General features: G+C 67.1%; 34 protein-coding genes and 1 pseudogene. 17 read left to right on the plus strand and 18 right to left on the minus strand.

Annotation, left to right across the window (positions count from 1 at the left end):
* The first annotated feature begins 72 nt into the window (after positions 1-72).
* Positions 73-444, plus strand: coding sequence for a DUF2267 domain-containing protein (locus MTY59_RS25150; protein ID WP_221043556.1), 372 nt, complete (start codon positions 73-75; stop codon positions 442-444).
* A 420-nt stretch (positions 445-864) separates the two neighbouring features.
* On the opposite strand, the pseudogene MTY59_RS25155 reads toward MTY59_RS25150, so the two are convergent.
* The 4 genes and pseudogenes from MTY59_RS25155 to MTY59_RS25170 form a co-directional block, all read right to left on the minus strand.
* Positions 865-1,442, minus strand: a pseudogene (locus tag MTY59_RS25155) (hypothetical protein).
* A 39-nt stretch (positions 1,443-1,481) separates the two neighbouring features.
* The gene (locus tag MTY59_RS25160; RefSeq protein WP_221043557.1) at positions 1,482-2,630 is read right to left on the minus strand and encodes a zinc-dependent alcohol dehydrogenase; all 1,149 of its coding nucleotides are present in this window, start codon (positions 2,628-2,630) and stop codon (positions 1,482-1,484) included.
* A 276-nt stretch (positions 2,631-2,906) separates the two neighbouring features.
* Positions 2,907-3,206, minus strand: coding sequence for a helix-turn-helix domain-containing protein (locus tag MTY59_RS25165; protein ID WP_221043558.1), 300 nt, complete (start codon positions 3,204-3,206; stop codon positions 2,907-2,909).
* A gap of 165 nt (positions 3,207-3,371) precedes the next feature.
* Positions 3,372-3,947, minus strand: a complete 576-nt coding sequence (locus tag MTY59_RS25170; RefSeq protein ID WP_221043559.1) for a hypothetical protein — start codon at positions 3,945-3,947, stop codon at positions 3,372-3,374.
* Positions 3,948-4,128: 181 nt separating this feature from the next.
* On the opposite strand from MTY59_RS25170, the gene MTY59_RS25175 reads away from it, so the two are divergent.
* Positions 4,129-4,629 (plus strand): DUF1990 domain-containing protein, encoded by a 501-nt coding sequence (locus MTY59_RS25175; RefSeq protein WP_221046652.1) that lies wholly within the window; start codon positions 4,129-4,131, stop codon positions 4,627-4,629.
* Positions 4,630-4,632: 3 nt separating this feature from the next.
* Here the strand turns inward: MTY59_RS25175 and MTY59_RS25180 are convergent, their stop codons facing one another.
* Positions 4,633-5,085 carry an Rv2617c family stress response/phage resistance protein gene (locus tag MTY59_RS25180; protein ID WP_221043560.1) on the minus strand — a complete coding sequence of 151 codons (453 nt, stop codon included), beginning with the start codon at positions 5,083-5,085 and terminating at the stop codon, positions 4,633-4,635.
* Positions 5,086-5,176: 91 nt separating this feature from the next.
* Between MTY59_RS25180 and MTY59_RS25185 the strand changes: the two genes are divergently transcribed.
* Positions 5,177-5,875: a helix-turn-helix transcriptional regulator gene (locus tag MTY59_RS25185; protein ID WP_221043561.1), complete on the plus strand. Its 699-nt coding sequence runs from the start codon at positions 5,177-5,179 to the stop codon at positions 5,873-5,875.
* Here MTY59_RS25185 and MTY59_RS25190 read toward each other — a convergent pair.
* From MTY59_RS25190 to fdxA, 5 genes are all read right to left on the minus strand, one after another.
* On the minus strand, positions 5,856-6,812 hold the full coding sequence (locus MTY59_RS25190) for an NAD(P)H-dependent flavin oxidoreductase (protein WP_221043562.1): 957 nt from the start codon (positions 6,810-6,812) through the stop codon (positions 5,856-5,858). The two genes, MTY59_RS25185 and MTY59_RS25190, sit on opposite strands and share 20 nt — an antisense overlap.
* A gap of 6 nt (positions 6,813-6,818) precedes the next feature.
* Positions 6,819-7,163, minus strand: coding sequence for a cupin domain-containing protein (locus MTY59_RS25195; RefSeq protein WP_221043563.1), 345 nt, complete (start codon positions 7,161-7,163; stop codon positions 6,819-6,821).
* Positions 7,164-7,215: 52 nt separating this feature from the next.
* Positions 7,216-7,641: a hypothetical protein gene (locus MTY59_RS25200; protein ID WP_221043564.1), complete on the minus strand. Its 426-nt coding sequence runs from the start codon at positions 7,639-7,641 to the stop codon at positions 7,216-7,218.
* The gene (locus tag MTY59_RS25205) at positions 7,638-8,258 is read right to left on the minus strand and encodes a helix-turn-helix transcriptional regulator (protein WP_250160913.1); all 621 of its coding nucleotides are present in this window, start codon (positions 8,256-8,258) and stop codon (positions 7,638-7,640) included. The genes MTY59_RS25200 and MTY59_RS25205 overlap by 4 nt, the downstream gene beginning before the upstream one ends.
* A 99-nt stretch (positions 8,259-8,357) precedes the next feature.
* Entirely contained in the window at positions 8,358-8,714 is a 357-nt protein-coding gene (fdxA, locus tag MTY59_RS25210) for a ferredoxin (RefSeq protein WP_221043566.1), read from the minus strand.
* 57 nt (positions 8,715-8,771) lie between these two features.
* On the opposite strand from fdxA, the gene MTY59_RS27790 reads away from it, so the two are divergent.
* The 5 genes from MTY59_RS27790 to MTY59_RS25230 all read left to right on the plus strand — a co-directional run bounded on the left by MTY59_RS27790 (position 8,772) and on the right by MTY59_RS25230 (position 11,365).
* The gene (locus tag MTY59_RS27790) at positions 8,772-8,906 is read left to right on the plus strand and encodes a hypothetical protein (RefSeq protein ID WP_284145247.1); all 135 of its coding nucleotides are present in this window, start codon (positions 8,772-8,774) and stop codon (positions 8,904-8,906) included.
* A 59-nt stretch (positions 8,907-8,965) separates the two neighbouring features.
* Positions 8,966-9,805, plus strand: a complete 840-nt coding sequence (locus MTY59_RS25215) for a class I SAM-dependent methyltransferase (protein ID WP_221043567.1) — start codon at positions 8,966-8,968, stop codon at positions 9,803-9,805.
* A gap of 165 nt (positions 9,806-9,970) precedes the next feature.
* Positions 9,971-10,180 (plus strand): hypothetical protein, encoded by a 210-nt coding sequence (locus MTY59_RS25220; protein WP_221046653.1) that lies wholly within the window; start codon positions 9,971-9,973, stop codon positions 10,178-10,180.
* Between the two features lie 171 nt (positions 10,181-10,351).
* Positions 10,352-10,615, plus strand: coding sequence for a hypothetical protein (locus tag MTY59_RS25225; protein ID WP_221043568.1), 264 nt, complete (start codon positions 10,352-10,354; stop codon positions 10,613-10,615).
* Positions 10,616-10,717: 102 nt separating this feature from the next.
* A complete protein-coding gene (locus tag MTY59_RS25230; protein WP_221043569.1) occupies positions 10,718-11,365 on the plus strand; it encodes a TetR/AcrR family transcriptional regulator in 648 nt (215 codons plus the stop codon).
* Here the strand turns inward: MTY59_RS25230 and MTY59_RS25235 are convergent.
* Genes MTY59_RS25235 through MTY59_RS25255 form a run of 5 tightly spaced genes read right to left on the minus strand, consistent with a single transcriptional unit; the run spans position 11,356 to position 15,419 of the window.
* Complete coding sequence (locus tag MTY59_RS25235) at positions 11,356-12,582, minus strand: lyase family protein (RefSeq protein ID WP_221043570.1); 1,227 nt, start codon at positions 12,580-12,582, stop codon at positions 11,356-11,358. The genes MTY59_RS25230 and MTY59_RS25235 overlap by 10 nt on opposite strands.
* Positions 12,579-13,142: a protocatechuate 3,4-dioxygenase subunit alpha gene (gene pcaG, locus MTY59_RS25240; protein ID WP_221043571.1), complete on the minus strand. Its 564-nt coding sequence runs from the start codon at positions 13,140-13,142 to the stop codon at positions 12,579-12,581. The genes MTY59_RS25235 and pcaG overlap by 4 nt, the downstream gene beginning before the upstream one ends.
* Positions 13,135-13,905 (minus strand): protocatechuate 3,4-dioxygenase subunit beta, encoded by a 771-nt coding sequence (gene pcaH / locus MTY59_RS25245; protein WP_221043572.1) that lies wholly within the window; start codon positions 13,903-13,905, stop codon positions 13,135-13,137. Before pcaH ends, pcaG begins: the two co-directional genes overlap by 8 nt.
* A 60-nt stretch (positions 13,906-13,965) precedes the next feature.
* Complete coding sequence (locus MTY59_RS25250) at positions 13,966-14,451, minus strand: hemerythrin domain-containing protein (RefSeq protein WP_221043573.1); 486 nt, start codon at positions 14,449-14,451, stop codon at positions 13,966-13,968.
* A complete protein-coding gene (locus MTY59_RS25255; protein WP_221043574.1) occupies positions 14,448-15,419 on the minus strand; it encodes a Rieske (2Fe-2S) protein in 972 nt (323 codons plus the stop codon). Before MTY59_RS25255 ends, MTY59_RS25250 begins: the two co-directional genes overlap by 4 nt.
* Positions 15,420-15,702: 283 nt before the next feature.
* Here MTY59_RS25255 and MTY59_RS25260 point away from each other — a divergent pair, with 283 nt between their 5' ends.
* From MTY59_RS25260 to phtC, 5 genes are read left to right on the plus strand one after another with little or no spacing between them, the layout of a single operon-like run.
* A complete protein-coding gene (locus MTY59_RS25260; RefSeq protein WP_221043575.1) occupies positions 15,703-17,049 on the plus strand; it encodes an aromatic ring-hydroxylating dioxygenase subunit alpha in 1,347 nt (448 codons plus the stop codon).
* Complete coding sequence (locus tag MTY59_RS25265; protein ID WP_221043576.1) at positions 17,046-17,585, plus strand: 3-phenylpropionate/cinnamic acid dioxygenase subunit beta; 540 nt, start codon at positions 17,046-17,048, stop codon at positions 17,583-17,585. The genes MTY59_RS25260 and MTY59_RS25265 overlap by 4 nt, the downstream gene beginning before the upstream one ends.
* Complete coding sequence (locus MTY59_RS25270; protein WP_221043577.1) at positions 17,582-17,848, plus strand: dihydrodiol dehydrogenase; 267 nt, start codon at positions 17,582-17,584, stop codon at positions 17,846-17,848. The genes MTY59_RS25265 and MTY59_RS25270 overlap by 4 nt, the downstream gene beginning before the upstream one ends.
* Complete coding sequence (gene hcaB, locus MTY59_RS25275) at positions 17,845-18,636, plus strand: 3-(cis-5,6-dihydroxycyclohexa-1,3-dien-1-yl)propanoate dehydrogenase (RefSeq protein WP_221043578.1); 792 nt, start codon at positions 17,845-17,847, stop codon at positions 18,634-18,636. The genes MTY59_RS25270 and hcaB overlap by 4 nt, the downstream gene beginning before the upstream one ends.
* Positions 18,636-19,364: a 3,4-dihydroxyphthalate decarboxylase gene (gene phtC / locus MTY59_RS25280; RefSeq protein ID WP_221043579.1), complete on the plus strand. Its 729-nt coding sequence runs from the start codon at positions 18,636-18,638 to the stop codon at positions 19,362-19,364. The genes hcaB and phtC overlap by 1 nt, the downstream gene beginning before the upstream one ends.
* On the opposite strand, the gene MTY59_RS25285 is transcribed toward phtC, so the two are convergent.
* Positions 19,352-20,167 carry an IclR family transcriptional regulator gene (locus tag MTY59_RS25285; protein ID WP_221043580.1) on the minus strand — a complete coding sequence of 272 codons (816 nt, stop codon included), beginning with the start codon at positions 20,165-20,167 and terminating at the stop codon, positions 19,352-19,354. The genes phtC and MTY59_RS25285 overlap by 13 nt on opposite strands.
* A 50-nt stretch (positions 20,168-20,217) precedes the next feature.
* Between MTY59_RS25285 and MTY59_RS25290 the strand changes: the two genes are divergently transcribed.
* Both MTY59_RS25290 and MTY59_RS25295 read left to right on the plus strand, forming a co-directional pair.
* The gene (locus MTY59_RS25290; protein WP_221043581.1) at positions 20,218-21,027 is read left to right on the plus strand and encodes an SGNH/GDSL hydrolase family protein; all 810 of its coding nucleotides are present in this window, start codon (positions 20,218-20,220) and stop codon (positions 21,025-21,027) included.
* Positions 21,028-21,063: 36 nt separating this feature from the next.
* Positions 21,064-21,729: a DedA family protein gene (locus MTY59_RS25295; RefSeq protein ID WP_221043582.1), complete on the plus strand. Its 666-nt coding sequence runs from the start codon at positions 21,064-21,066 to the stop codon at positions 21,727-21,729.
* On the opposite strand, the gene MTY59_RS25300 is transcribed toward MTY59_RS25295, so the two are convergent.
* Entirely contained in the window at positions 21,730-22,347 is a 618-nt protein-coding gene (locus MTY59_RS25300; RefSeq protein WP_221043583.1) for a TetR/AcrR family transcriptional regulator, read from the minus strand.
* A gap of 149 nt (positions 22,348-22,496) precedes the next feature.
* On the opposite strand from MTY59_RS25300, the gene MTY59_RS25305 reads away from it, so the two are divergent.
* Both MTY59_RS25305 and MTY59_RS25310 read left to right on the plus strand, forming a co-directional pair.
* Positions 22,497-22,934: an anti-sigma factor antagonist gene (locus MTY59_RS25305; RefSeq protein WP_221043584.1), complete on the plus strand. Its 438-nt coding sequence runs from the start codon at positions 22,497-22,499 to the stop codon at positions 22,932-22,934.
* A gap of 23 nt (positions 22,935-22,957) precedes the next feature.
* On the plus strand, positions 22,958-24,043 hold the full coding sequence (locus MTY59_RS25310; RefSeq protein ID WP_221043585.1) for a glutamate--cysteine ligase: 1,086 nt from the start codon (positions 22,958-22,960) through the stop codon (positions 24,041-24,043).
* 45 nt (positions 24,044-24,088) lie between these two features.
* Here MTY59_RS25310 and MTY59_RS25315 read toward each other — a convergent pair whose 3' ends face one another.
* Positions 24,089-24,859 (minus strand): sulfite exporter TauE/SafE family protein, encoded by a 771-nt coding sequence (locus tag MTY59_RS25315; RefSeq protein WP_221043586.1) that lies wholly within the window; start codon positions 24,857-24,859, stop codon positions 24,089-24,091.
* Positions 24,860-24,897: the final 38 nt, after the last annotated feature.

Consider the following 24,897-nt stretch of genomic DNA (forward strand, 5'->3'; position numbering starts at 1 on the left):
CGGCTCACCAGCACGAAGCACCCGCGCTCACCCTGCGGCAGGATATCGGACGTCCAAACTTGAGGAGATTCAATGAAATACGAGGAGATCATTGCGCTAGTGTCCGAGCGCACCAACCTGCAAGAAGGCGAAGCGGTGGCGCTCCTACGCGCCACCTTGACCACCCTCGCCGAACGCATCACCGGCGGCGAGGCTCGGGATCTGGCCGCCCAACTGCCCGGACCGCTCCAGGACAGCTTGCTCCCGACGGAAGAAGAGGCCGAGGGGTTCAGCTTCGATGAGTTCGTCGACCGTGTGGCCGAACGGAGCGGACTTGATCCTGGCGTGGCCGAGACTGGCGTGGTTGCGGTCATGGCGACGCTTCGTGACGCGGTGACGCCCGGTGAGTTCGATGACGTGCTGAGCCAGCTCCCCAGGGACTTTCAGCGGCTGAGCGCGCAGTGACCTGGTTGCTGCTTAGGTCATGAAACTGCCAGGCCGCGACGAGATGCGCTCGGAAAGCCTAGGACAGGAGGTTAAAAGTACGGTCACACAGCCGTCGATCAGACTGGCTGTTGTCGCGGGCGGCCTGACATTGTCGTTGACTGCCGCCGCTGTTGCGTCCGCAGATCCCAACGAGGACTTGGTCGTCAACACAACTTGCAGTTACCCGCAGGTAGTGGCGGCGCTCAACGCCCAAGACCCCCAGGCTGCTCAGCAGGCGCAAGCCCTTCCGCAAGCACAGCAATACTCTCGATACTCTGGAACGGCGGTGCGAGTCGCCAGCACCTACAACAACTATTAACTGACCTATGTTCTCTCAGTTGGTATTCGTTCCCGCGACAGTACCCCTCAGCCGAAGCTGAGGGGTACTGTCGCGATCGGCTAGCGCCGCGGGCGAGATCCTAAGCCCTTCAACACTTTACCCAGAGCGAAGGTGATTGCCTCGCCGGTCAGGATCCAGGGCCCGGCCACGATGATCGGATCCATCCAGACATGTGCCAGATCGGCCCGGTTGCGGCCCAGGCGCGATTTAATGCCATGATGGGTGAGCTCGCTCTTGATTCCCGTCTCGGTGATCGGGTTGTCTGGATGCGCGGTGAGAAGCGAACGGATGTGGTGCTCGGCCGCGTCCACGCGGTCCGCATACAGCAGCACCATCCAGTGCGCCGCTCGGCCTTCACTGAATCGGTAGGCGTACCTGCGGATGATGCCAGAGATGCCACTGGGTGGCTGCGCGGTTCCGAACACCGGGGTCAGAAACCTGTGCTCGACAGAGCGCTCACGTGGCCACTTTCGCCCTGGCGCTCGGGAAAGTCCCAGTGCGCTCCGGTGGGTAGGTCTAACCGTAGCTTGGGCTCCGAGGGCCGGTCTTTTGGATCGAGGTCAGCACCCCAACCCGGGATCTGCGCCCGCAATTCGTCGCTGTTCGGTGTCGGCGGATGCTCCGCTGTGTAGGCCAGCGGACGTTGCGTCTGAGTCATTGCCTTGCTCCTGTCTGTTCAGCTGGCGTGCGGAAGAACGACCGGCTTGATGCAGTCGTCAAGTTTGGATGAGAAGATGTGATAGCCCTCTGCGATGTGCTCGAGCGGAATCCTATGTGTCACAATTTCGCTCGGCTTCAGATAGCCGTTCTTGATGTGTGAGAACAGCCGGGGCCACTGCCGCTTGACCGGGCATTGGTTGGTATGAATGGTCAGACCCTTGTTCATGGCGTCGCCGAATTTGACGGCGCTGAACATGGGCCCGTAGGCGCCCATGACGGAGATCGTTCCACCCTTTCGAACCGAATCGATAGCCCAGTTCAGTGCGATCGGCGAGCCACCCTGCAACTTGAGCTTCGCCGTCGAGACGTGTTGAAGGAGATTTCCGTCGGCCTCCGCGCCGACAGCGTCGATCGCCACGTCCGCCCCGAGAAAGTCGGTGGTCTTCTTCATCTCGAGCACGATGTCGTCGCACTCGGCGAAGTTGTAGGTCTCGGCGTGTGCGAAGCTGCGGGCCTTCTCCAACCGGTATTCCAGATGATCGACCACGATCACCCGAGCGGCCCCCATCAACCACGACGATTTCGCGGCGAAGACGCCCACCGGGCCGGCCCCGAAGACGACGACGGTATCGCCCTCGGCAATGTCTCCGAGTTGAGCCCCGAAGTAACCGGTCGACAGCGCATCAGTACACAGCAGCGCGTCTGTGTCGTCCATCCAGTCGGGAATTGGTGACGGGCCGACATCGGCGAATGGTACCCGCACGTACTCTGCCTGCCCGCCGTCGTAACCCCCACACGTGTGGGAATAGCCGTAGATGCCACCAACCGCGGTGGCATTGGGATTCACGTTGTGGCAGTTGGAATATAGCCCTCTGGCGCAGAAGTAGCATGACCCACAGTAGATGTTGAAGGGCACCATCACCCGGTCTCCGCGTTTCACATTCTCAACGGAGGCACCCACCTCTTCTACGACGCCGATGAACTCGTGACCGAAGGTATGGCCGACGCGAGTGTCGGGCATCAAGCCGTGGTAGAGGTGAAGGTCGGATCCGCAAATCGCCGCCAACTGCACCCTGACGATCGCGTCATTGGGATGCTCGATTGCCGGGATCGGCTTCTCTTCGACCCGAACCTTGTAGGGGCCGCGGTACGTCATCGCTTGCATCGGCTTCTCCTGACAATCGGTAACTCTGCGATTCTGCGCCCGGATACCCGAGGGCGATGAGGGCAAACTGGCCGCGTAGGCCCGAAATTGTGCACGGATTTAGACCTCGCAGGACAAGCAATCCAGTGCCCGCCGGTATGCGCACCCCCCGAATGTCGAACGCAGGCAAGGAATTCGCCGCCGGCGCATGTCACGGGATGGGGGTAAGGAAGCGCCATACCCGGCTAGCGGCATGCAGATTGAAGCGGGTATCGATATCGCGGAGGTCGAAACCGGTCAGTCGGTGATGCGGCCGAGCCGATACCGCCGCGTGCTGCGGTGAACCTGCAGAGCAGTAGTCGATTCGTCGTAGTTCCCGCCGCGTTCCAGATAGTGGCTCAAGGTGTGCACCAGGTCGGCCTTCTTTGCGGCGTCGTAGTCGATCAGCACGCCGAGCCACTGGCGGGCGTATTCATGGGCAGCACCTGCAGCATGCGCCGCATCGACCAAGTGGTAGAAACCCAGCTCGTCATAAGCGGACGCTCCCCGGGGATTGGCTGAGTTCAGCCGAATGTTCAGGGCGCGACGGGCTTTCATGAATGACTGCGGTAAGTCGCTCGGCGCATCGCAGCGTGGCCCGACGCCCGATTGCAATCGCTGAGTGGCCGAGTTTTCGACCGATCGCCCCGTGCAGCGCAACGGGATCAGGACGACCGTCGGTGAGTAAGACCACCAGGCTCCCATGGCGACCCGACAAATCATTCAGGTGCATGCAGCCGCGGCACGGCCCGCAGCGGCGAGCAGGGCATTGTCGGCGCCGCGCGCGCTTTGAACCACTACTACATAGTGAGGACGGCGCAGATCGTGGCCTAGCGCGTCGGCGCGCGCGTAGGCCCCGTTGTCGTCGGTGCCCGCCAGCAGGTCGTCGACCAGCTCGCGGCGCACGTTGAGTTGCAGTTCGGCGAGGTTCCGTTGATGAGAGAACTCGAGTCCGAGCACACTGCCGCCGTACTGCAGGGCGAACAGGTCGTCGTCATTGGCCTTTTCTTCGGGATCGATGAGCGCGAGAACACCGAATACTTCCGCATGCGGCTTTATCAGGATGCACACACGGTCCCCGGAACGCACCGGCCCGGGTTGTCCGGACAGCAGCCGCAAGAAACGATCACGCTGACTCGACGTCGGCTTCCCGTATCGCTCCGGCCGTCCGGGCCCGGCCCACGCGCGAAGGTTGCCGAACCGGTCTTCGACGCAGACCGCAAGCCCGACAGAGCAGACACCCGTGGTGATCCTGGGTGACCAGGCGCTGCGCAATCCCACGAACAGCGAACTCCCCACCTAGTCGGATTGCCGGTGGCAGACATCGCAATCGCGGAGCCGCTCGGTCAAGCGGGTCGCGTCTGCTGTCGGTGAGGGCTCGATGACGATCCGCCAAATCAACCGACTACCTCTCGCTCTGAGTCCCGTCCCGAGCGGAGAATCAGGCATGACACGCGTCTTTGCGTGGCAAGCTGAGTACGTGGACCTACGAGCGCTCGAGGAACTCCCCCTGACCTATGCCGAAGTGGGGGCGACGGCCGGCGGCGAGCTGCCCGCCGGATACGACCATCAACACGCCGAGCGCCAAATCGGCACGGGCGAACAGCGTTTCGAGCAAGCCGCGGCCGCCGTCATGCGCTGGGGCATGCAGCGCGGGTCGGGGCTGCGGGTGCAGGCCAGCTCCGAGATCGCGGTGGTCGACGCGGTGGTGGTGGTGAAGATGGGCTTTCTGCCTGCGCCCTGTCGGGTCGTCTACGTCGTCGACGAACCCGACATCCGCGGCTTCGGGTACGGCACCCTGCCGGGCCATCCGGAATCCGGCGAGGAACGCTTCGTGGTTCGCCGCGACCCGGCGACCTCGGCCGTGTACGCGGAGGTGTCCGCCTTCTCCCGGCCCGCGACCTGGTGGAGCAAGGCCGGCGGGCCGGTGGTGAAGGTGGGTCAGCGCCTCATCGCCAAGCGCTACCTGCGCGCGGTTTGACGGCTAACGCGCCGCGACGCCGCCTCCGATGGTGCCGTTGTGCACGCCCTGCGCCAGCCGGGCCAGCGCGACGGCGCCGACGAGCAAGCCGAAGTCGCGCAGCGCGACGTCGTAGAAGCCGGGCCCGGTGACCAGATCGATGATGATGCCGGCCAGCCAGGCCGCGACCACCCAGGCGCCCCACCGCGGGGCCACCGCCACCAGCACCCCCGCCACGATCTCGATGATGCCCACCAGGTACATGCACTGGTCGGCCGTTCCGGGCACCAGATCGTTGATCCATCCGGCCAGATACATGCTCCAGTGGTGCGGGTGGGTGAGCAGGTTAAAGAACTTGTCCAGCCCGAAAACGATGGGCGCGATGGTGAACACGGTGCGCAGCGCGAAGTATGCCGAGTAGGCCGGATCCCTCAGCTGGTCGGCCAAAGCGGGGCTGATGGCTTGCTTAGTACTCATGGGAGCCTCCATTTCTAACAGATAATAGTTTGAACGTTAGATTCGGTAGACTGTGGCGTCAAGCATTTTGTCTGTTAGAAATGGCGGTCGAATGGACGACGCGGACGCCCTGGAGCGCGACGCAGCCGGTATCGGCGCGCTCGCCGATCCGGTGCGCCGGCAGCTCTATCAGTTCGTGTGCTCCCAACCGGGACTGGTGAGCCGTGACCAGGCGGCCGACGCCGTCGGTATCCCCCACCACCAGGCCAAGTTTCACCTGGACCGGCTCACCGCGGAGGGCCTGTTGGAATCCGATTACGCGCGCGTGACCGGCCGCTCCGGCCCCGGCGCCGGGCGCACCTCCAAGCTGTATCGCCGGGCGCGCCGCGATATCGCGGTCAGCCTTCCCCAGCGGGAGTACGAGTTGGCCGGGCGCTTGATGGCGACCGCCATCGCGCGCTCGGCCGATACCGGCGAGCCGATTGCCGAGGTGCTGAACCGGGTCGCCCGCGAGTACGGCCACACCATGGCCGTGGGCTCCTCTCCCCCGAAAGACGCCCGTGCGGCGCTGCAGAGCGCGGTCCGGGTGCTGCGCCGATACGGCTACGAGCCGCGTTTCTCCGAGGATGAGGTCGAGCTCGCCAACTGCCCGTTCCACGCGCTGGCGCAGGAGCAGACGGCGCTGGCCTGCAACATGAACCACGCGCTGATCACCGGTGTGGCCGATGCGCTCGCACCGCACGGCCCCGACGCCCGACTCTGCCCCGGCCGGGACCGGTGTTGCGTCGTGCTCACGCCTGGCCGGCGGTAGATCCCCAGCGCGACAGCAATTCCTCGGCGCCCGTGCACATCTCGTCGATGACGTCGGCCACCGACGCGTCGTTGCGGATCATCCCGACGCCCTGCCCGGCGTCCACCGGGGCGATCCGGCAGTCCCCGGCGGCAATCGCTGCGGCCAGCTCGTCGCAGGCCCCCGCGTCCAGCGCCTCCTCGTGGCCCGTCCAGTGCTCGACGAAGTCATTGGCCAATACCCGCGACGGGAACCGCGCCGGCCAGGGCAGCCCCTTGGCGACGTCGAAGGCCCGGGTGACCGCGGTGTCGGTCTCGGTCGCCGTGACCAGGGCGCGACGGCCGGTGTCGCCGGTCAGCGCCTCCGGGCACGCCGACAGCCGGGTGCCCACCCACGCCCCGCTGGCACCGGCGGCCAGCACCGCGGCCAGGCTGCGCGCCGAGGCGACACCGCCGCCGGCCAGCACCGGGACGGAGACGGCGTCCAAAACGGCGTCCAGCAGCGGCAGCAGCCCCAGCTTGTCCTCGCCGTGCCCGCCGCCCTCGGACCCGCGCGCGACCAGGATGTCGACGCCGGCGTCGACGGCCTGGCGCGCCCCGGTGCTGTCGTAAACCTGTGTGACGGTGGGGATTCCGGCGTCATGTGCCTTAGCGACCCACGACCATTCGGTGCCGAAGCTGACCGACAGCAGGGCGGGCCGGGCGGCGAGCGCGTCCTCGAGCAGGCCGGCCTCGTTGCGCATCACCCAGTCGACCATGCCGATGCCGAACCGTCCGTCGACGTGCCGTAGCTGCTCGGCGAGCAGCTCCCTGGTGGCGACGCTGCCCATGCCGACCATGCCGAGGCCACCAGCGCCCGTGACCGCCGCTGCCAGGCGGCCGCCGGCCACCCCGCCCATCGGGGCGTTGACGATGGGGACCCGCAGACCGAAATCCGTTGACCAGGGCGTCGACAGCATCGGTGACTAGTGCGCCGCGGGAATCGTCTTCAGCACGGTCAGCAGGACCACCGAGTCCTCGACCGCGTGCAAGGCGTGACGTTCGGGGGGAATCGCGACGTATTCACCGGCCTTGCCGTCCCAGGCATCACTGCCGGTCGTCAGGCGCACGTGGCCCTGCAGCACCTGCAGCGTCGCCTCACCGGGGCTGTCGTGTTCGGACAGGTCGTGACCGGCCAGCAACGCCAGCACCGTCTGGCGAAGCTCGTGGGTGTGACCGCCGTGGATGGTGTGGGCGGCCCGTCCGCTGTGGGATTGCTTGGCTTCGGCGATCTTTTCGGAGGAGAGGTCGGTCAGCGAGATGGATTCCATACCGGGTCCTTCGGAGTTGCAAGGCCCCGCATGGGCCTTTCAGGGTCGTGAGTTAACCGCTCAGTAGCAGTATCCCCGCTACGACGAGGCCGACGACTTTGACCGTCTCCAGGGCGACGTAGGCGTAGTGGGCGCGGGAGCGCGGTCCGTCCGACCCGGCGAGCACCTTGTCGGCCCGCCGGGTCAGTGCGGGACGCACCGCGACCAGCTGGATGGCCAATGCGACCACGGCGACGGCGATCGCCACCGCGGCGCCCCCCGGCGTCGGGCCGGCCACCACGACGGCCCCGATGACGAGCGCGAAGGCCACCTCGACGGTGTTGAGCGCGCGAAAGACCAGCCGCCCGATGCCGAGCCCGACCTGCAACGTCACATTGGGCGCCCGGAATTTCAGCGGGGCTTCCAGGAACGAGATGGCCAGCACCATGCCGAGCCAGATGAAGGTCAGCGCGACGGCAATCGCTGTGCCGGTGCTCATTTGGGCGCCAGTGTCAGGTGAGCCACACACAGATCCGGCTCGACGAACGGGTCGAGCCGGTCCACCGAGACGGGCGCTCCCCAAGTTTCCATGGCTCCCTGCATGAGGCCCAGGTGCACGGGGCAGACGACGCTCGAAGAGTTTTCGGCCAATTCCAGGAAGGGGCAGTGCCGCAGGCCGACCTGCTGCTCACCGTCGCTGACCCGGCGCTCGGGCGCGAAGCCGAGTTCGTCGAGCACGTCGATCAGGTGGGCGATGGCCTCTTCGGCGCCGCCGGCGTCGTCGGGCACCGGGTGCAGTTCGGCGTCCATCTTCTGCCCCCAGGCGCGGCCCGCGGCCAGGGCCTTGGGCCCGGGATCGCGCTCGGTGGCGAAGGCCGTGGCCAGGATCTCGGCCAGCAGCCGATAGTGTCGCGGCCCGCCGCGATCCATCTGTCGGACCGCACGAAACATCAACGGTGGACGGCCCGGCCCCTTCCGATCCAGTTCGACGTGTTCCACCTGCCCGTCAGCGACCAGGCTGTCGAGGTGGAAGCGGACGGTGTTGGGGTGCACACTCAGCTCGGCGGCGATTCCGGCGATGCTCATCGGATCCGGCGAGGCCCGCAGCAGCCGCATCACGGCGCGCCGCCGGCCGGCCGATTCCCCGGTTGACGACTCCTGCGGCTTCTGGGAATTGTCGGATTTCACAGGGCCCCTCCCGCCGCTTCCAGTCCTTCACGCCCCGTCCGAATGGGTGGCACCGGGCTGACCCGCCACCAGGGGTGTGTCGACGCCGAGCGGCCCGACCTTGCCGGCCCCACCCGGGGACCCCAGGGGAGCGTCGCGGCCCGGCAGCGTTTCAGCGAAGAACGCCTCATTGTCGGCCAGGTGGGGTTGGAGGTCCTCAGGCAGGTCATCTTCGTAGTAAATCGCTTCCACCGGACATACCGGTTCACACGCGCCGCAATCGACGCATTCGTCGGGATGAATGTAGAGCGCCCGACCGCCTTCGTAAATGCAATCAACCGGGCATTCGTCGACACAAGCGCGGTCCATCACATCGATGCACGGCTTCCCGATCACGTAGGTCATGCGCTAGAGTTTACACAACAGTACTTGTAAAAACTAGAGCAAGGGTCCGGAGAACCCATGGCCGCCAACGAACTTGACGTACGCCGGCTGCGCAAGCCGGGCGGCTACGACTGGGAGTATCTCGACAAAGGCCCCACCGTCTGGCGGATCCGGATCGGCAAACTCATCGACACCCCACCCCCGGTGCGCTAACTCAGACATCTCGAGCTGGCCCTGGAGCCACTGGAAAGCGCTGCGCGACAGGAGATCTGATGCCAGGACAACGACCAAGTTCCGAACTACCGCTACCGTCCTCGAGCCGCGCCGACGACGCGGTCGCCGGCCATTGGCTGCTGGCGCGGCTCGGCAAGCGCGTGCTGCGCCCCGGCGGTGTCGAGCTGACCCGCACCCTGCTGTCGCACGCGAAACTGAGCGGGGCCGACGTCGTCGAGCTGGCCCCCGGCCTGGGCCGCACCGCCACGGAGATCGTGGCCCAGGGGCCGCGGTCGTACGTCGGCGCCGAGGGCGACCCCGACGCGGCCAACGTGGTGCGCGGCGTGCTCAGCGATCTCGGTGCCCAGAACGCGGCCGTCCGGGTCGCGGACGCGGCCGCCACCGGATTGCCGGATGCGAGCAGCGATGTCGTCATCGGGGAGGCGATGCTGAGCATGCAGGGCGACGCGGCCAAGGGGGCCATCGTCGCCGAGGCGGCGCGGGTGCTGCGGCCGGGCGGTCGCTACGCCATCCACGAACTCGCCCTCACCCCCGACAATGTGCCGGAGGACGTCAGCACCGACATACGGCAGGCGCTCGCCAGGGCGATCAAGGTGAACGCGCGTCCGTTGACGGTCGCGGAGTGGTCGACACTGCTCGCCGAGCACGGATTGGTGGTCGATCAGGTCGCGACCGCGCCCATGGCGCTGCTGCAGCCGCGCCGGCTGGTGTCCGACGAGGGGCTCTTCGGTGCGCTGCGATTCGCCAGGAACGTGCTCATGCACCGCGACGCCCGCAAGCGGGTCCTGACCATGCGCCACACGTTCCACAAACATCGCAAGCAGCTGGCCGCCGTCGCCATCGTCGCCCACAAACCGGCGCCGGCGGACACCGCCTGACAACCGCTGCAGCGCTTCGACCTTCGCCTTTGCACCCCAGCCGACTTTGGGCCGGTTCCGCAATCTCTGCGTGACGGTTTAGTTACGTCCCCTGACGAAACTTGGCTGCGGCAGTTGCGGGGAGAACAAAGGAGCTTGCCAGTTATGGGTGCTACCCCACCGTTGTTGACGGAGTCCGACCTCGATGCGTTGGCGTCGGATTTTCTGCAGTCGCACTACCTCGGGTCCATCTACGCCGATTGGTCACCGGATCGACGGCTCGACATGTTCCTGCGGCGGCGCGGTCTCGCCCGGGTGGCCAACGACGGCGACCTGTCGCACAACGTCCTGGAACGCATCATGGCCCGCGGCCGCGCCACGCTGGCGCGGCACTGATCGGTCCGACTTCTTCCAGATTGGCGATCCAATGACCGAAAACTTCAAAAAAACCGGATTTTGCCCGGCGAAAATACCGGCCATCGCATTGGTACAGACGTACTATTGCGACCTAGAGCGCGACGCACCTCCGGGGCCGGACGAGGCGTTGAGGCTAGCGGGGAGGGGACAATGAATTCACCGAAATGGACAGTTCATTGGCCGCAACGCAGGCCGACGGCCACGATCTACCAGTTGACCGACCGCCTCCACAAAGGACACGTCGCTCGCGTTCCCGCACACCAGATCACGGCGACGGTTGCGGCGTGGCTGGCCGACCTGGGAGCCAACAGCCCGTTGGTCGACGAACTCGAGCGCGCGGTCTGTGGTGGTGACTGGGCGGCCGCACACGCGCTGAGCGAGTGCCTGGCCATCGAGATCGCGGTGGCCGACTAGTCATAGTCGTCGTCCAGCAAAGCGCCGTTCTTAATCGACATTATTGCTGGTTTTCATCGACAGTTTTGTTGACGTATATCGACGTGCCCAACAGTAACGGGCGTGTCCGACCTCCCGACACAGACGAAGTATCTGCAGGCCTCGAGGGGCCGGCGGGCATCGCACTACCCCGGTGACGACCGCGAGCAGGCGATTCTCGCCACCGCCGAACGGCTGCTGCAGGAAAGGCCGCTGGCCGACTTTTCCGTCGACGACCTAGCAAAAGGCGCCGGGATATCGCGACCTACCTTCTACTTTTATTTCCGGTCGAAGAACGCGGTGCTGCTGTCGCTGCTGGACCAGATGAACAGCAAGGCGCAGGCGGCGCTGCGGGCGCTCGACGTCGTGTCGTCCGGTGACCCCGAGGCGATCTGGCGGGCACGCATCGAATCGTTCTTCGAGGTGTCCGGATCGCACCGGGCGGTCGCCGTCGCGGGGGCCGCGGCCAAAGCGACCAACCCCGAGGTGCGGCAGCTGTGGTCCGCACTCATGGGCAAGTGGATCGCCTACACCACCATCGCGATCAAGGCCGAGCGCGGCCGCGGCGCGGCCCCCGACACCATCCCAGCCGCCGAGCTGTCCGTGGCGCTCAACATGCTGAGCGAGCGGATGATGGCCGCGGCGTTCACGGCCGAGGATCAGGCGATCCCCGAAGACCGGGTGATCGACACGCTGCTGCACATCTGGCTGGCCAGCATCTATCAGCGCTGACGCAGCGCCCGCGCCGCGCGGCCCAGGCTCTCGTCGATCAACCGGTCGGCGGCACCGAAGTACGTCGGCGACGGCTCCTTGCCCACCAGGTCGGCGATCGCCCGCTGCTCTCCGGAAACGTCTGCAGCATCCAGGTTTGCGGCCATGCGCTGCGCGTGCACGGTCAACCCGGCGAGCAGCTCGCCGCTTTGGGATCCCGCGACGAGGGTGCGGCGGGCCAGGGTGCGCAGCGTGTCCCATTCGGCGTGCCACGCGCCGTCGGGGCGCTCGTCGTTGGCCAGCGCCGCAGCCGTGTGCAGCGTCGCGGCCAGCGGCGGCGCGGCGATGGCCGCACGGCGGATCAGGATGGACAGCACCGGGTTTCGCTTGTGCGGCATCGACGACGAGCCGCCCCGGTCGGCGGCTGCCGGCTCGCCGAGCTCGGCGATCTCCGGGCGCGCCAGGGTGACGACGTCGGAGGCGATGCGGCCCCAGGCGTCGGTGCAGCCGACGAAGGCGTCGGCGACCGCGGTGACGGGCGCGCGGGCGGTGTGCCACGCGGGCCTGTCCTGCAGACCCAATGATGTTGCGGCGCTGTGCATCAGTTGCAGTGATACGCCGGCGGGATCGTCGGTGCCGGTGAGCAATGCGGCGAGTTCCGTCGATGCGGCCAACGTTCCTGCGGCGCCGCCGATTTGGATCGGCGTGATCAGCGTGGTCATTCGCTCGAATGCGTCGACGATTCCGGTCAGCCAGCCCGCGGCCTTGACGCCGAAGGTGGTGGGTGCGGCGTGCTGGGTGAGGGTGCGGGCCGGCATCGGTGTGCCCCGGTGTTCGGTGGCAAGTTCGGTCAGTGCGGAAATCTGCTGTCTCAGCTGGGTTGTCAAGTCGTCGGCGACCCCGCGCACGGCCAGCATCAGGCTCGTATCCAAGACGTCCTGGCTGGTGAGTCCGCGGTGGATCCAGGGCGCGATGCCCGGTTCGGCCCGCTTCCGGAGCAGCTTGACCAGGGGGATGACCGGGTTGCCGCCGTCCTCGGCGGTGACCGCGAGCGACTCACAGTCGGTGCGCGTGACCAGAATCCACAGGTCCGCTCCGGCGCACTGGGCGGGCGCGAGTCCGGCGGCCGCCAGCGCGTCCAGCCACGCGCATTCCGCCGTGATCATCGATTCGAGTAGCGCCTCATCGGTCATGTGCTCGCCGGCGCGATGGTCTCCGGGCCACAACAGGTTGCTCATCGCGCACCTTCGGAGTATGCGAGGAACACGGTCTCGGCCGGGCCCTGCAGCTGGATGTCGAAACGATAAGCGGCACCGTCGTTTTCGGCGACGCAGAACAATGTGGACCGGCGCGCGGCGTCGACGGCGGCCAGCAGTGGATCGGCGTGCGGCTCGGCGCCGGGCAGGTAGGCGCGGGTGAACAGCCGGTTCAGCAGCCCCCGGGCGAACACGGTGAGCGCGAAGAACGGCGGACGCCCGGCGGTCGCCGATCCGGGCTTCAGGGTGGTGAAGGAGTAACCGCCGTGGGCGTCGGTCGCGCAGCGCCCCCAGCCGGTGAACACCGTATGGTCGCGGCGCAGCGAACCGGCTTGCCGCGGAACGCTTCCCGAACCGTCGGGTTGCCACAGTTCCACCAGCGCGTCCGGAACGGCCGAACCGGCCCCGTCGTACACCGCCCCGTGCAACCGGATGGCCTGCGGATGGCCGTCGTCGACCAGCAGGTTGTCCCCGGGATACGGCAATCCCAGGTCCAGAAAGGGGCCGACGGTTTGCCCGGGCGTGCAGGCTGATTCAGTCATGCTCGGCCTCGGCCGGGGTTCGTGCGCCACCGGCCAACACGATGTCCCACCGGTAGCCGGTCGCGTACTCCGGCTCGGTGATCCCATGGTCGTAGCGGGCGATCAATCGTTGCCGCGCGGCGGGATCGAGGATCGACTGGAAAATCGGGTCCAGATCGAACATCGGGTCGCCCGGGAAGTACATCTGGGTGATCAGGCGCTGGGTGAAAGCCGTTCCGAATACCGAGAAATGGATGTGCGCCGGGCGCCACGCATTGTGATGGTTGCGCCACGGGTAGGGGCCGGGCTTGATGGTCAGGAAGCGGTAGGTGCCGTCCGGCCCGGTCAGACAGCGGCCCGCGCCGGTGAAGTTCGGGTCGAGCGGCGCGGGGTGCTGGTCGCGCTGGTGGCGGTAGCGCCCGCCGGCGTTGGCCTGCCAGATCTCCACCAGCTGGCCCGCCACCGGCCGGCCGGATTCGTCGAGGACGCGCCCGGTCACGACGACGCGCTCCCCGATCGGCTCGCCGGGGTGACCGGCCGTCAGGTCGGCATCGAGCGGGCCGACGTCCTGGTGGCCGAAGCACGGCGCCCAGCGTTCGACGCCTTCGGGATCGACGAGCACCAGCGGGTGCTTCGGATGGCGCAGGATCGTGCTGCGGTACGGCGGGTAGTCCAGCCGCGGGTGCCCGACATGCCCGGCTCCCCCGACGCCGCGGTATTGCGCTGCGATGCGGGCGATCTCCGCCGTGATGTCACCCTGAGAAGCGACACACTCGGGGTTCATGTGCCGTGAGGCTACTCTCGGTGGCCCACCGAATCCCGCAAAGCGGGCGGTGTCGTCGGGTCAGAGAGAGCGCACCAGCGCCGCTCGCCCCTTGGTGCGCATCTTGTAGGTGGCCGAGCCGCGGTACTGCTCCATCCTGGCCGCCATCTTGTTGCCCAGCTCCTCGAGCTCGGTGTCGGTGATCTTGACTTCCGGCGGAGCGGGAATCATGTCGCGCTCCTCTTCGTCGGCGTGGGCCTCCAGCACCGTCTTGAACGAGTTCCACTCGTCCTCATAGCCGGGCGAGCTCTGCGGCGTGCGCAGCAGCACGGAAAGCTGGTCGACCACCTGACGGTGCTCGGCGTGGGCGACCGCGATCAGCTTGCTGGCATCCTTGAGCGCCGGGTAGTACAGGTCGTCCTCGATGCGGAAGTGGATGTCGAGCTCGATCAGCAGGTCGTCGAAAAGCTCATGGCGCTCTTCGGAATTCACCGGCGCATCGCTGATCTTGCGGCCGAGGCCCTTGATCACGATGTGGTGTTCCTTGAGCACGTCATAGGCGTTCAATTGGCTCCTCCTTTTGCGATTCCTGCCGCGCCGCCGGGAGCGAGCTGCTGCTCGCCACGGACCTCGACCACTCCGTCGACCAATCGGGCCTCGTAGCACGGCAGCGGCGCTGCTGCCGGGCCACGCAAGACGTCGCCGGACTCGGCGGCGAACCATGAGCCGTGCCAGGGGCATACCAGCCGGCCGCGGTCCATCCAGCCGTCGGACATCGGCGCGGCCAGGTGCGGGCAGAATTCTCCATACGCGGCGACCTCACCGGGCTTGGTCTGGCAGACCACCAGGCCCACGCCGTCGACCTCGACCCGTACCGGCTTGCCGTTCAACGAACTTGCGGGCAGCACCGGCGTCCAGGTGGAGGTGCGCAGCCGCGGCCCGGACTGGTCGATGCCGATCCCGGACTCGAAGACCAGCGCCCCACCGAGGTAACTGCCGGCGACCGTGATGCCGTAGCCGAGAGCGGTGAGAACGATGCCGCGGCCGTGGCGCCCCTTGCGCCGGTCCCACCAGGACTGCATGTACAACGCGGTCGCGGCCACGTTCACCAGGCCGTGCACCGCGCCGATGCGGCGGTCCTCCTCGTGGGTGTGCTGCCAATCGGTGACACCGGTGACCGCCGAGCCGAGGCTCGCCAGGATGCCCACCCCGAGCGCGCGTGAGGCGAATCGCGAGGCGTCGACGACCTCGGATCTGGGCTGACCCGGCAGCAGGCTGAGCGCGTCGAGCGCCACCGTCGTCCCGAGCGCGCCACTCGTGAGCGACGCCAGCGGCGGGTGCACCGGATGACCGAGCCAGACGCCGTTGAGCGCGTTGGCGACGGTGTTGCGGGCGCCGCCGAGCCCGTTGTAGGCGAAGCTGAGCAGGTGTTCGAACCGATAACTCGGTCGATCAATCCACTCCTGGCGCCCGATAGCGGCCAGAACCTTCGATCCGACCTGCTGCAATCGACCCCCCCGTGGCCGACCCACCATGGCACCAGTCCTTCCTCAGATTCAGACAAAACAGCGGCTAATCGCCGCAATACCGAACGATTACCCCTTGTTTACTTCGCGCTCACGTACGCGATGTGGCTGTTGTGACCCACCGTAGTGGTGAGCCTGTGCCTTTCAATTGCGTGCAACCTGTGAATTAGCACCAAGCATTCTTGTAGGAACCTGGCGAGTGCGGCTGCCAGGTGATTGACCGGTGCCCAAGACTGCGAGATTCTACTAAGCGGAGAGTAGTTCTGTAAGACAGAGAAATCGCAGAGGGACCATGGCAGACCAGCGCGGCGAATTGGCCGAGGTCTTCGAGAATGTGCGCCGGGGAATGATCCCCGCACACATCTACAACGACGCCGAACTGTTCGCGCTGGAGAAGCAGCGGCTGTTCAGCCGGGCGTGGACGTTCGTGGGACACGAGTCCGAGATCGGCCAGGACGGCGACTACGTGGTGCGCCGCGTGCTCGACGACTCGTTCATCATCACCCGCGATTCGCAGGGCACCGTGCGGGCCTTGTTCAATATGTGCCTGCATCGCGGAATGCAGGTCTGCCGCGCGGAGATGGGCAACGCCTCCAACTTCCGCTGCCCCTATCACGGCTGGACCTACCGCAACGACGGCCGGCTCACCGGATTGCCGTTCCACCGGGAGGCCTACGGCGGCGACGAAGGGTTCGCCAAGGGCCAAACCCTTTTGCCCGCACCGAATTTCGCGAGCTACAACGGCCTGCTGTTCATCAGCCTGGATCCGAAAGCCGAACCGCTGGAAGAGTTTCTGGGCGACTTCAAGTTCTATCTGGACTACTACACCAAACAGAGCTCCGGCGGTGTCCAGGTGCGCGGGCCGCAGCGCTGGCGGATCAAGGCGAACTGGAAGATCGGCGCGGAGAACTTCGCCGGCGACATGTACCACACCCCGCACACCCATGCGTCGATCGTCGACATCGGGCTGTTCCGCGAGCCGAAAGCCCAGAAGCGCAAGGACGGTGCCACCTATTGGGCGCACCGCGGCGGTGGGACCACCTACAAACTTCCGCCGGGCGGCTTCGAGGAGCGGATGCGCTACGTCGGCTACCCCGACGACATGATCGGCCGGATCAAAGACGTGTGGACGCCCCAACAGCAACGGGTGGTCGGCGAGGACGGGTTCATGATCTCGGCCGCGACGTGCTTTCCGAACCTCAGCTTCGTGCACAACTGGCCCAAGGTGCACGACCGCGAGGACCAGGTGCTGCCGTTCATCTCGATCCGGTTATGGCAGCCGATCAGCGAGAACGAGACCGAGGTCTGCTCGTGGTTCGCGGTGGACTCCGCCGCTCCCGCACAGTACAAACAAGACTCGTACAAGGCCTATTTGATGTGCTTCGGGTCCAGCGGCATGTTCGAACAAGACGATGTGGAGAACTGGGTGTCACTGACCACCACCGCCGGCGGTTCCATGGCGCGACGGCTGCTGCTGAACAGCCGGATGGGCCTGCTCCCCGACGACCGTCCCGTCATTGAGGCGTTGTCCCCCAGCGCTTTCCACGGCCCCGGACGCGCGCAGGTCGGCTACAACGAGCACAACCAGCGAGCCCTGCTGAACATGTGGGCCGACTACCTGCAAGGGGTGCCCGCATGAGGAAGGCGTTGGCGTTCAACGATATTCGCCACCTGGAGGCGCATCAATTCCTGGTGGACGAGGCCTACCTGCTCGACGCCCAGCAGTATGAGGCGTGGTTGGACACGCTGACCGACGACGTGCGCTACACCATGCCGGTGCGCGTCACGACCGCGCGCGGCGCCGGGTTCGACACGTCGCCGGAAAGGGGGCCCGGCATGGACCATTTCAGCGAGGACAAATACTCGTTGAGCCAGCGGGTCGCGCGGATGGGCACCGAGCACGTGTGGGCCGAGGACCCGCCGTCACGGCTGCGGCATTTCATCACCAACGTGCGCACCTTTGCCAGCGACGACCCAGAAGATACAGCCCGCCTGGTGGTCGAATCGGCCGAACTGCTGTTCCGCAGCAGGGGCGATGTCAACGACAGCGCCCTGATGTCGTGCGGGCGCCAGGATGTGTTGCGCCGCTGCGATGATCGCTGGAAGCTGGCCCGCCGCATGATCATCGCCGACGAGTCGGTGCTACGCATGCAGAATCTGGCGGTGTTCCTGTGAACGACGAACTACGGCGGCTGCTCGACGGCTCGGTCGGCGAAGCGATCAGCGTCGCAAACGAATTCACCGAGGTGGTGGTGCGCCGGGTCGACACCCGCAACGGATCGCGTCTGCTGATCAGCGCGCCCAGATCCGGACAGTGGATCACCCTGGATGCGCTCGAGGTCGAGGCATTGACCTGGCAGAACCCCCGTACGCTGGCCGCCATGGTCGGCAATTCCCACGCCCCACTGCTGCCCGACGAGAGCGAAGCTCAGCCGTGACCGGCTGGCTGGAGGGCAGGCGCGCCCTCATCGTGGGCGCCGGTTCGGGAATCGGCCGCGCCGTGGTGGCGGCATTCGGCGCCGAGGGTGCGAATGTCGCTGTACTGGAACGTGATCCGTACAAGTGCGATGCGTTGCGCCAGCAGTTGCCGCAGGTGCCGGTGATCGAGGGTGACGCCACCACCCGCGAGGCCAACGACCGCGCCGTCGCCGCGGCGGTGGACGCCTTCGGCGGGCTGGACATCCTGGTCAACTGTGTCGGGGTGTTCGACTTCTACCGGGGGGTGGGCGACATCGAGGCCGACGCGCTGCCCGATGCGTTCGACGAGATGTTTCGCACCAACGTGCTGAGCCATCTGCAGTCGGCGAAGGCCGCGATCCCGGCGCTGCGACGCGCGCGGGGCTCCTCGATCGTGCTGACCGAGTCCGCGTCGTCGTTCTATCCCGGGCGCGGTGGCGTGCTCTACGTGTCGTCGAAATTTGCGGTGCGGGGTCTGGTCTCGGCGTTGGCGCACGAACTGGCGCCGGACATCCGGGTCAACGGCGTGGCGCCCGGCGGCACGCTTAACACCGACCTGCGCGGCCTGTCCAGCCTGGGGCTCGACCAGACCCGCCTGGACGACAGCCCGGACCGCGCCCGAGACGTCGCCGCGCGCACGCCCCTGCACGTCGCGCTCACCGGTGAGGACCACGCGTGGAGTTACGTGTTCCTGGCGTCCGAGCGGTCCCGCGGGATCACCGGCGAAACCGTCCGGCCCGACGGCGGATTCGGGGTGGGCGCTTCGTGATGGCGGATCTGGATCAGCAGCGCGCCCTGGTGGCCCAGGGTTGCCGCATCGCGGCGGCGCGCGGTCTGGTCGACGGCATCCTCGGCCACCTGAGCCTGCGGGTCGACGACGAGCGCCTGCTGGTGCGCTGCCGAAGCGAGGCCGACACCGGCGTGGCGTTCACCCGGGCCGACGACATCCGGCTGATCAGATTCGACGGCACCGCCGGTGCGCCGGGCGAACTCGACGGGTACCGCGTTCCCAACGAGCTGCCGATCCACGTCGAGACCATGCTGGCCGAGCCGAGGCACGTCGCCGTCGCGCACCTGCATCCCCCGGACGTGGTCGCCGCCGATCTGGCGGGCATCACGATCCGGCCGATCTACGGCGCCCACGACATTCCCGGCGCCTGGCTGGCGCGCGGCGGTGTGCCGGTCTACGAACGCGCCGTGCTGATCCGGAATTCGCGGCTGGGCAAGGAAATGGTGGCGGCGATGCGCGGCCGGCCGGTGGTGATCTGCCGCGGCCACGGAATCACCAGCGCCGCCGCCACCGTGCCGCAGGCGGTGCTGCAGGCGATCAGCCTCGACACGCTGGCCCGGATGTCGTTGCGGGTGCGCGCGGCCGGCGGCACCCTGCGTGACATCGACGACGCGGACTGGGCGGACCTACCGGACCTGGGGCCCGCGTTCACCGCCGAGGCGGCGTGGCGCCACGAGGTGGCACGGCTTGCAGATCAGCCGAGCTGATCGCCAATCTCCTTGGCGGCGGCCACAAGTGCGGCGGCCACCGCGGGATAGCGGGAGGCCGTCAGCCGGTTTTGCGGCGCGGCGGCGTTGAGCGCGAGCCGCAGCCCGGGCGCGCGGGTCGGGATCGGTACCGCCACCGACGCGACGCCCTCCTCACTCTCTTCGGAGTTGGTGGCGTAGCCGCGCTCGCGGATGCCGGCGAGCTCGGCTTCCAACTCGGTACGGCTGCCGATCGAATGCGAGGTGATGCGCTTCAGCTGCTCACGCGGCAGCAGCGCGCGCAGTTCCGGTTGCGGCAACTGGGCCAGCATGACCTTGCCCGTCGAGGTGCAGTGCGCCGGCATGGCACGGCCCAGCCGCGACGCCACCCGCACCGCCGCCGGCCCCTCCACGGCGGCGACGAAGCGCACGCTGGCGCCGTCGAGCATTCCGACGTGCACCGTTTCGCGCAGTTGTTCGCTGAGGCTGCGCATAACCGGCGCGGCGGATCGCGCGATGTCGATGCGGCCGAAGATGGCGAACGCCACCCCGGTCAACGAGGGACCGGGCAGATAGGCCTTGGACACCGGGTCCTGGCGGACGAATCCGCGGTAGGCCAGCATCGCCAGAAGGCGATGCGCGGTCGATGACGCCACGCCCAGATAGCGGGTCGCCTCGCTCAACCGGATCTGGGGCTGTTCACCCAGCAGCAGCAACAGCTTGAGCGCGTTGTCTACCGACTCGATCGGATACTGCGGCGCAAGCGATTCGGCGACGGGCGACGCCGCGGCATCCCCGGCGCCCGGCTCACGCTTGTGTGGCATGGATCCACGGTAACCAGTTATGGGCGCGGCTTCGTATTATTCTCGGCATCGTGAGCGGGGCTACTCACGCTGGATACCGCCGTTACGTCGCCATCGGTGACAGTCAGACCGAGGGCCTGTGGGATGGCGACGACGCCATCGGCCTGCTCGGATTCGCCGACCGGCTCGCGGTGCTGGTCGATTCGCTGTATCCCGGGCTGCAATACGCCAACCTCGCGATCCGCGGAAAACGGATCGGCCACGTGCTCACCGAGCAGGTTCCGCAGGCGCTGGCCATGCGGCCCGACCTGATCACCGTCTGCGCCGGGATGAACGACGTCATCCAGCCCGGCCGGTCCTTTACGCCCGCCCTGACCGACCTCGAGCACATCTACGCCGCGCTGGCCGATTGCGGCGCGACGGTGGTGACGACGACCTTCCCGAACGTCGCCCAGTTCCTGCCGCTGGGCCGGCTGGTGGCGGGGCGGCTCGCCCGGATCAACGGGGCCATCAGCGCGGCGGCCCACCGCTACGGATTCCGGCTCGTCGACCTGTACAACGCGCCGTCGATGCGCGAGTTGGACACCTGGGCCATCGATCGGGTGCATGCGTCCACCAAGGGCCACATGCTGTTTGCCGCCGCGGCGGCCGAGGCGCTCAATTTGCCTGACAGCAACCATGATTGGGCGCTCGGCGGCCTCAACCCCACGCAGCGTTCCCTCGCGGCGGGCACATTCGAGCAGTTGCGCTGGGCGCAGGAGAGCTTCTTTCCATGGATCTGGCGGCGGCTGCGCGGCCTGTCGTCGTACGACGGGCGCGAACCCAAACGCCCGCGGCTGGTGGGGCTGGATACCCCGAGCGAATTCAAGCGGACACCTTAGGGCACGGATCCGCGCCCGGTCAGGCATCCTTGACGCATGAATCTGGAGTCCTTGCTGCACTCGATTCCGCCGCTCGCGGTCTACCTGGTGGTCGGCGGTGTGGTCGGGATCGAGAGCCTGGGCATTCCCCTGCCGGGTGAGATCGTGCTGGTGACGGCGGCGCTGATGTCGTCGCACCATGACCTGGCCGTCAATCCGGTCGGGGTCGGCGTCGCCGCCGTGATCGGCGCGGTGATCGGCGATTCGATCGGCTACGCGATCGGCCGCCGGTTCGGCATGCCGCTTTTCGACCGGCTCGGCCGGCGATTCCCGAAACATTTCGGTCCGGGCCACATCGCGCTCGCCGAAAAGTTGTTCAACCGCTGGGGTGTTCGCGCCGTCTTCCTGGGCCGCTTCATCGCGCTACTACGAATTTTGGCCGGCCCGCTGGCGGGGGCGCTGAAGATGCACTACCCGCGGTTCCTGGCGGCCAACGTCTCGGGCGCCATCTGCTGGGCCGGCGGCACGACCGCGCTGGTGTACTTCGCCGGCATCGCCGCCGAGCGCTGGCTGGAACGGTTCTCCTGGATCGGCCTGGTGATCGCCGTCGTGGCCGGGCTCACCGCCGCAATCCTGTTGCGGGAACGCACATCCCGGATGATCGCGGAATTAGAGGCAGAGCATTACCGCAAGGCCGGCGCAGGCGCGTCCGACACCGTGTGACTAGACGGCCTCGCTGGTGTCCGCCACCAACGGCGGCCGGTGTTCGTCGATCAAGCCGAGGGCCATCTTGCGGGCGCGCAGCGCGGCGTCCAGGTCCCCGACGGCAGCCAGGATGATCGCGCCCTTCATCAGAATGTGCCAGGACCAGGCGAAGTCCTCGACGTCGGTCAAGCCGGCCGCAACGGCGCGCCGTCGCACGATGTCGCGGACATGGTCGATGTGGGTGATGCAGGCCCGACCGGCCGGGTGATCGGGTCCCACCTCGAGCAGCACGTTGATGAACGAGCAACCCTCGTAGCGGTCGCTGAGCCGGAACCAGTCGTGCATCACATCGAAGATCGCCAGCAGCTGTTCCTCGGGGGTGTTGCCGCGCACGTACGACTGCTCCTCGATCAAACCGCGGGTCCAGAGCTCCTCGCGGCGCTCCAGTACGGCCAGCACCAGGTCGTTCTTGGTCGCGAAATGGCGGTACAGCGTCGCCCTGGCGACGCCGGCCCGTGCGATCACCTCGTCGGTGCCCACAGCACGGATACCACGCCGGCTGAACAGGTCATATGCGGCGGTCAGTACGCGTTCGCGAGGCGACGCGGTGGGTGCTCCGACATCCGGAGTTGTCATACAGGACTTAACGTACTCTTAGGCCCCCGCCGGTAGACAGACCGCCCTGTCTCGTTATACAAAAGAGATTCGCGAACAGTCTGTCTTCAGACATTAGGACGGGCATCCATCGGGGCGCCCCAGGGCGCCTGTCGATCAGGGGGTCCACCATGAATTCGGCCATTGTTGAAGCGATGCCCACCAGTCATCTGACGCTGAGCACCAAACTTGTTTACGAGCTGGGTGACCCCAACTCCACGCTGCGGGCAACCGCCGATCGCAGCGGCCCGTCGGTGGTGATCTACGCCGGGGGCGAGGTCGATGCCTGCAACGAGGACACCTGGCGCCACCTGGTGCGCGAGGCGGCCAGCGGTGTCACCGCGCCCGGCTTCTTCGTCGTCGACGTCACCGGACTCGACTTCATGGGCTGCTGCGCCTTCGCGGTGCTGGCCGACGAGGCCAAGAGCTGCCGCGAACGCGACATCGACCTCCGCCTGGTGAGCTGCGAGCCGATCGTTGAACGCATCGTCGACGCGTGCGGTCTGGGCAGCGTGTTGCCGATCTACGCCACCGTCGATTCCGCGCTGTCTGCGGCCGCTCGCTGGTAGCTCCTCGGGGCCGTAATCGGCTCATGGGCGACCATCCCTCCGTTGGTGCCGAGGAAGAATTTCTCCTCATCGATCCGCAGACTGGCGCGCCCGCCCCGCACAACGCCGCGGTGGCCGCGGAAGCCGAACGGCGCGGCGTCGAGCTGCAACTCGAATTGAGCAGTTGTCAGGTGGAAACCACCTCGAGTGTGGCTTCGACCAGCGCCGAGCTCGGCGAGGAGCTGAACCGGCTGCGGCGCAGCGCGGCGCAGGCCGCCGAGGCCGCCGGCGTCCAGCTGCTGGCCTGCGGGCTTCCGCCGACCACACCGCACGAGTTTCCCGTCACCGACACCCCGCGTTACCGCAGGATCGGCGAAGAGTTCGGGATGGTCGCTCACGAACAGGGCATCTGCGGATGCCACGTGCACGTGCAGGTGCCCGATCGCGCCGCCGCCATCCATGTCAGCAACTGGCTGCGACCATGGCTGCCGTCTTTGCTTGCGCTGTCGGCGAATTCGCGCGTGTACCGCAACGCGGACAGCGGCTACGCGAGCTGGCGCAGCGTGCTGTGGCGGCGCTGGCCCGCAGCCGGAGCGCCACCGTTTTTCGCCTCACCCGACGAGTACGACGACGCGGTGCGCCGGTTGGTCGATACCGGGGTGATCCTGGACAAAGACATGATCTATTGGGACGTACGCCCTTCCGCGGACTTCCCGACGGTCGAGGTCCGGGTGGCCGACGTGCCGGCCACCGTCGCCGAGACCGTGCTGCTGGCCACCCTGATCCGGGCAGCGGTGATGACCGCGCTCGACTCGCCCGATGACGCGGGGCGGCTGCCGCCCGGTGCGCTGCGCGCGGCGTACTGGAAGGCCGCACACGACGGGTTGTCCGGCCGCACACTAGATTTGATACACGGTCGGGGTGTGGTGCCTGCGGGTGAGCAATTGGGGGCGCTCGTGCAGCGGGTGCGCCCCGCGCTGGAGTCGCTGGGCGAATACGACCGCGTTCGCCACGAACTCGACCGCGTCATATCCGATGGCAACGGGGCGATGCGTCAGCTGCGGGCGTGGCGCAAGCGCGGTGAGGTGATGGATGTCATCGCCGAAGCCGCCGCGGCCACGCTGAGTTGAGGTAAGCCCGACGCGGTCAATCCCGTTGCCGTACCCGGTCTCTCGTCAGGCCACCGCGAGCAGGCGATACAGGCCGATCAAACCGACGACCACGATGATCGCCCGCAGCGCGTTGCCCGACAGTCGGCGCCCGTAACGCGCCCCGAGCAGCCCCCCGACCAGGGAGCCCGCCGCGATCAGGCCGGCGGCCGGCCAGCTGATCCGGTCGAACGCCACCGACGTATAGGCAACGGCGGCAACCACGTTCACCACCAGAGCCAGCAGGTTCTTGGCCGCGTTCATCCGCTGCACCGACTCCGGCAACATCGCACCCATCAAGCCGACCAGCAGGATGCCTTGTGCCGCGGTGAAATAGCCGCCATAGACGCCGACCGCGAAGGTGCCGAACACCAGCGCGGCCATCCGGCGCGGGCTGACGTGCTCGGGTGAGCGTCCCGCCTCCTCGGCGCGCCGGGCCGTCCACGCCTGGATTCGCGGCCCGATCACCACCAGCACCAGCGCCAGCACCAGCAGCACCGGCACGATCTCGGCGAACACCTTCTCGGGCAGATGCAACAGTAGATAGGCGCCCAGCACCGCGCCGGCCAGCGACGCCGGGATCTGCCACCGCAGCCGATCCCATTGACCGCGCAGCTCGGCGCGATAGCCCCAGGTGCCCGACACGCTGCCGGCGACCAGACCCGTCGCGTTCGACATGGTGGCCGTCACCGGCGGATAGCCGAGCGCCACCAGTGTCGGGAAGGTGATCAGGGTGCCGGAACCGACCAGCGCGTTGATCGCGCCGGCACCCAGCCCAGCCAGGCATACAAGAAACATTTGAAGTGGCGACACCGAAGAAAAACCCTAGTCTGCCG

This window comes from Mycobacterium senriense (assembly GCF_019668465.1).
Taxonomy (GTDB): Bacteria; Actinomycetota; Actinomycetes; order Mycobacteriales; family Mycobacteriaceae; genus Mycobacterium; species Mycobacterium senriense.

What these genes read in the sequence shown, in the direction of transcription:
- MTY59_RS25150 (WP_221043556.1), top strand. Translation starts at nt 73, where the DNA reads ATGAAATACGAGGAGATCATTGCGCTAGTGTCCGAGCGCACCAACCTG.
- MTY59_RS25160 (WP_221043557.1), bottom strand. Translation starts at nt 2,630, where the DNA reads ATGCAAGCGATGACGTACCGCGGCCCCTACAAGGTTCGGGTCGAAGAG.
- MTY59_RS25165 (WP_221043558.1), bottom strand. Translation starts at nt 3,206, where the DNA reads ATGAAAGCCCGTCGCGCCCTGAACATTCGGCTGAACTCAGCCAATCCC.
- MTY59_RS25180 (WP_221043560.1), bottom strand. Translation starts at nt 5,085, where the DNA reads ATGAGTACTAAGCAAGCCATCAGCCCCGCTTTGGCCGACCAGCTGAGG.
- MTY59_RS25185 (WP_221043561.1), top strand. Translation starts at nt 5,177, where the DNA reads ATGGACGACGCGGACGCCCTGGAGCGCGACGCAGCCGGTATCGGCGCG.
- MTY59_RS25190 (WP_221043562.1), bottom strand. Translation starts at nt 6,812, where the DNA reads ATGCTGTCGACGCCCTGGTCAACGGATTTCGGTCTGCGGGTCCCCATC.
- MTY59_RS25195 (WP_221043563.1), bottom strand. Translation starts at nt 7,163, where the DNA reads ATGGAATCCATCTCGCTGACCGACCTCTCCTCCGAAAAGATCGCCGAA.
- MTY59_RS25200 (WP_221043564.1), bottom strand. Translation starts at nt 7,641, where the DNA reads ATGAGCACCGGCACAGCGATTGCCGTCGCGCTGACCTTCATCTGGCTC.
- MTY59_RS25205 (WP_250160913.1), bottom strand. Translation starts at nt 8,258, where the DNA reads ATGCGGCTGCTGCGGGCCTCGCCGGATCCGATGAGCATCGCCGGAATC.
- fdxA (WP_221043566.1), bottom strand. Translation starts at nt 8,714, where the DNA reads ATGACCTACGTGATCGGGAAGCCGTGCATCGATGTGATGGACCGCGCT.
- MTY59_RS27790 (WP_284145247.1), top strand. Translation starts at nt 8,772, where the DNA reads ATGGCCGCCAACGAACTTGACGTACGCCGGCTGCGCAAGCCGGGCGGC.
- MTY59_RS25215 (WP_221043567.1), top strand. Translation starts at nt 8,966, where the DNA reads ATGCCAGGACAACGACCAAGTTCCGAACTACCGCTACCGTCCTCGAGC.
- MTY59_RS25225 (WP_221043568.1), top strand. Translation starts at nt 10,352, where the DNA reads ATGAATTCACCGAAATGGACAGTTCATTGGCCGCAACGCAGGCCGACG.
- MTY59_RS25235 (WP_221043570.1), bottom strand. Translation starts at nt 12,582, where the DNA reads ATGAGCAACCTGTTGTGGCCCGGAGACCATCGCGCCGGCGAGCACATG.
- pcaG (WP_221043571.1), bottom strand. Translation starts at nt 13,142, where the DNA reads ATGACTGAATCAGCCTGCACGCCCGGGCAAACCGTCGGCCCCTTTCTG.
- pcaH (WP_221043572.1), bottom strand. Translation starts at nt 13,905, where the DNA reads ATGAACCCCGAGTGTGTCGCTTCTCAGGGTGACATCACGGCGGAGATC.
- MTY59_RS25255 (WP_221043574.1), bottom strand. Translation starts at nt 15,419, where the DNA reads ATGGTGGGTCGGCCACGGGGGGGTCGATTGCAGCAGGTCGGATCGAAG.
- MTY59_RS25260 (WP_221043575.1), top strand. Translation starts at nt 15,703, where the DNA reads ATGGCAGACCAGCGCGGCGAATTGGCCGAGGTCTTCGAGAATGTGCGC.
- MTY59_RS25265 (WP_221043576.1), top strand. Translation starts at nt 17,046, where the DNA reads ATGAGGAAGGCGTTGGCGTTCAACGATATTCGCCACCTGGAGGCGCAT.
- phtC (WP_221043579.1), top strand. Translation starts at nt 18,636, where the DNA reads ATGGCGGATCTGGATCAGCAGCGCGCCCTGGTGGCCCAGGGTTGCCGC.
- MTY59_RS25285 (WP_221043580.1), bottom strand. Translation starts at nt 20,167, where the DNA reads ATGCCACACAAGCGTGAGCCGGGCGCCGGGGATGCCGCGGCGTCGCCC.
- MTY59_RS25295 (WP_221043582.1), top strand. Translation starts at nt 21,064, where the DNA reads ATGAATCTGGAGTCCTTGCTGCACTCGATTCCGCCGCTCGCGGTCTAC.
- MTY59_RS25300 (WP_221043583.1), bottom strand. Translation starts at nt 22,347, where the DNA reads ATGACAACTCCGGATGTCGGAGCACCCACCGCGTCGCCTCGCGAACGC.
- MTY59_RS25305 (WP_221043584.1), top strand. Translation starts at nt 22,497, where the DNA reads ATGAATTCGGCCATTGTTGAAGCGATGCCCACCAGTCATCTGACGCTG.
- MTY59_RS25310 (WP_221043585.1), top strand. Translation starts at nt 22,958, where the DNA reads ATGGGCGACCATCCCTCCGTTGGTGCCGAGGAAGAATTTCTCCTCATC.
- MTY59_RS25315 (WP_221043586.1), bottom strand. Translation starts at nt 24,859, where the DNA reads ATGTTTCTTGTATGCCTGGCTGGGCTGGGTGCCGGCGCGATCAACGCG.